Source organism: Paenibacillus sp. 2TAB19 (assembly GCF_052115185.1).
Classification (GTDB): Bacteria; Bacillota; Bacilli; order Paenibacillales; family Paenibacillaceae; genus Pristimantibacillus.
Genome location: NZ_JBFRGE010000161.1, coordinates 1 through 3,738 on the forward strand (window position 1 = coordinate 1; position 3,738 = coordinate 3,738).

Annotated in this window: 2 protein-coding genes; both read right to left on the bottom strand. The window is 46.6% G+C overall.

The window, feature by feature from the left end:
- Positions 1-548, bottom strand: a 548-nt coding sequence (locus tag AB4Z33_RS30460; RefSeq protein WP_442053489.1) for a family 43 glycosylhydrolase, incomplete at its 3' end; no start/stop codon positions are given.
- Positions 545-3,214, bottom strand: a complete 2,670-nt coding sequence (locus AB4Z33_RS30465) for a family 78 glycoside hydrolase catalytic domain (RefSeq protein ID WP_442053490.1) — start codon at positions 3,212-3,214, stop codon at positions 545-547. The genes AB4Z33_RS30460 and AB4Z33_RS30465, both read right to left, overlap by 4 nt.
- Between the last annotated feature and the right edge of the window lie 524 nt (positions 3,215-3,738).

Below are 3,738 nucleotides of genomic sequence, written 5' to 3' on the forward strand. Positions count from 1 at the left end.
ATGGAGGCTCYCTCGTGAAAGCCATGTTCCTTCTCGTTGATCAAATTGGTGTTCAAAGTCTCTAAGACGATCGATCTCATATCCGGATTCATTCGCGCGCAGCGTGCGTTAAATTGCCCCCAGAAGATATAGGCTTGACCATCATCGTCCACAAAGACGGCTGGATCGATYGCATCCCCATGCGGTCCCCCTTCCACAGGCACAGCATTCCGGAAGGGTCCTTGGGGAGTGTCGCTCACAGCAACTCCCTCACTATTGTCCGCAGAGCAGAAATACAAATAATAGAGCCCGTCTTTATAAACACAATCGGGCGCGTATAGGGTAAGCGGTGTTTTCTCTGCATGCCAAGGTACGTCTTCCGATTTGAAGCTAAGACCGTGATCCTGCCAATGAAATAGATCTTCAGATGAAAAGACGCGGTATTCATTGCTGCACCAGAAGGTATCCCCGTCGAGGTCATAGGACCCATAAATGTACATTTTGCCATCATTCCATTGTCGAGCTTCAGCGTCCGGAACGAAATGCTGAACAGGTAATATTGGATTCATCGTAAAACCTCCTTGGTTGCTGCTGGATCAGGGAATGTAAATCGGTAGTTTCCCGATCCGATGACAAGGACATGTCCGTAGTCAGTTTGTTCCGCGTTTACGATCCCATTCACGCTGTCCAACTGCTGTTCACTCTCCAGTATGTCGGTATATCGTTTCGCAGGGATGACGACGTCAGCGGTGGTATTTGCGGGAATATCGACTTCCATCTCAACAAAACCGTTATCCCGTTTTTTCCAGGAAACCGATATCATACCATGGACCGAGAGAAGAGAAGCCTCTACCCAAGAAAATGTATTTCCGAGTTGAGGGTGAATCCGTATTTTCTTGTAGCCTGGTTCTGCCAGATCGATTCCGCCCGCGATACGATAGAGCCACTCTCCAATCGATCCATAAGCGTAATGGTTAAACGAATTCATCCCCTCCGGCCAGAAAGTTCCATCCATCTTGATGCCGTCCCAGTGCTCCCAGATCGTCGTTGCTCCTTGGAGAACGGAATAAATCCACGATGGATACTCCTTCTGAAGCAGCAATTGATAGGCTAGATCGGTGTATCCGAAGCGCGTCAGCACCGGGCACAGATAAGGAGTACCGACGAATCYGGTCGTTAAGTGGATCCCGTTCTCTTTAATATGATCGGCTAACATCTTGACCGTACGATCGCGATCCGTTTCTTCTAATAAGTCAAACATTAAAGCAAGAACGTATGCCGTTTGAGTAGGAGATGCTACCCTCCCGCCAGGAGTAACGAATTCATGTCGAAATGCCGTAATAATGTTCTCGTGCAGGTCTTTATAAGCAATTGCATCTTCTGAATTGCCAATTACCGCCGCGGCCTTCATCAACAATTCCGTTGAATAAGCGTAGAATGCTGTGGCAATTAAGTCTTTCGGCGTTGCTCCAACATGGCTATTTTCCTTGGCATCGAGCCCGAGCCAATCTCCGAAATGAAACCCTGAATTCCAAAGATATTCATGATCACCTTGTGAACGAATATATTCTACCCAGGCTTTCATACTCGCGTACTGTTGTCGCAGCACGCGTATGTCACCGTAACATTCGTACAAGGTCCATGGACAAATAACGGCGGCATCGCCCCAAGCGGACGAACCATAACCTGCTGCCGGAACATCCGGAATCACGTGGGGAACTCTTCCATCCGGTTCTTGGTCAACCGCCAAATCCCTTAACCATTTCTCAAAGAAAGGAACGACATTCATATTGAATGCTGCAGTCCGAATAAACACCTGGGCGTCGCCTGTCCATCCCAGTCTCTCGTCTCGTTGAGGACAATCCGTTGGGACGTCTAGGAAGTTTCCTTTTTGACCCCAGACTATATTGTGCTGTAGTTGATTAACCAGTTCATCAGAGCATCGGAAGCTGCCCGTTCGCTCCAAATCTGTATGAATGACGCAGCCGATCATGCGCTCCAGCAGGAGGTCATTAGGAAAACCGATCACTTTGACATAGCGAAACCCCTGAAAAGAAAATGTCGGTTCGAACATTTCCTCTTCTCCGCCACGACATATATAGGTGATGGTCTGCCTTGCCATACGAAGATTGTCGATATAGAAATTCCCTTCTCGATCCAATACTTCCGCATGCTGCAGTTTAATGACGGTACCAGCGTCTGCTCTTACAGTAAATCGAACCCAACCCACCATATTTTGACCCATGTCAACGACAGTCTCACCTTTTGGCGTAGTGATGACTTGAATTGGCTTCAGAGATTCAACAATACGGACCGGTTCGTTTTCTTGAGCGACCAAAGAGGTTACTGGAGGTTTAGGGAGGGACACGGCTTCCCATCCTCCATCTTCATAACCGTAAGCAGACCAGCCGTCTATGCCGAGTCTGGCATCATAGGTTTCACCATGATACAGTTCGGACATTAGCAGCGGTCCGGTTGTAGAGCGCCACTCGCGGCTAGAAACAATGGTCTGCTCGGAGCCATCGGACAATTTGATGTGCAGTTGGATTCGAACGGCTCGGCTTTTTCCGTAAAACTCATTCTTTCCTTCCCAAGCCAGGTGCCCTTTATACCAGCCGTTACCTAACATGCAACCTATTGCATTGTAGCCTTCTGCGACCAGATGGGTAACATCATATGTTTGATATTGGAGCCGCGTATGGTAACTTGTCCAACCTGGATTAAACAACGTATCGTCTGCAGGAACACCGTTCACATACAATCGGTACAAGCCCAAAGAGGTCGCATAGATTCGCGCGGATACCACTTTCTTGGGTATAGTAAATTCGTTGCGCATGTAATCGACAGGTTCATTCTGTTGGGTTGGAGCAATCCAATTGGCTACCCATTCTGACGGCGACAGAAATGCGGTCTCCCAGAACGATGGTTCGCTCCATTCCGACACACCACCTAGATTATCCCATATGCGTATTCTGAAATAATAGCGGGTTCTGGATTGTAACACCTGACCAATATATTCAATGTGCACATTGTTATTAGACATTGTTTTACCAGAGTCCCATACTAGATTCTTTATACATTCAAGATCTAGACCTACTTGAATCTGATAGGCCGTTTGTATAAAGTTCCTTGATTCCGCAATGATCTGCCAACTTAAACGAGGGTGCATGTCATCTATTCCCAATGGATTCTTTCTATAGTTCACACGAAGATTCACCACTTTACTTCTGGACACGTTAATCCTCCCTTATCGAAAACATTAATCATGCTGAATCAGTTCTCAATTACTCCAATTGTTATRATTTACGATCGAGTGATAGTCCTTCAGCAAAGTCCGGGGAATCGTCTCAATTAACTCCTCTAGCGTCCATGGGCCGACAGAATACTTGAATTTGGACATCGTTTTCAAACTCCCTTGTATGTTTATTCCTTACTCCTTCACGATAATCGATCAGCTACCATAAAACATGGATTTGTTTGTTATTTGTCCCCTACAATTTTGAGGTAAAGGCGCCTGACATGTGGTTTGGTTCGACTTTAGGTTCTACACCGCCTACCAACGAGTCCATGCCAATTTTATTAGGTACCACTAACGCCAATACTATTGAAAAACGCATGGAACTCGGCTATCTAACCCAGATCCATGCGTGAATACTCTTGACTTGTGTTATTTAGTCACAGAACTGAAAACTCTTCAAATTAAACAACCTTCCATCCGAACGGCCTTTGAAGACGAGATAACCGGCATGTACGCCGGAA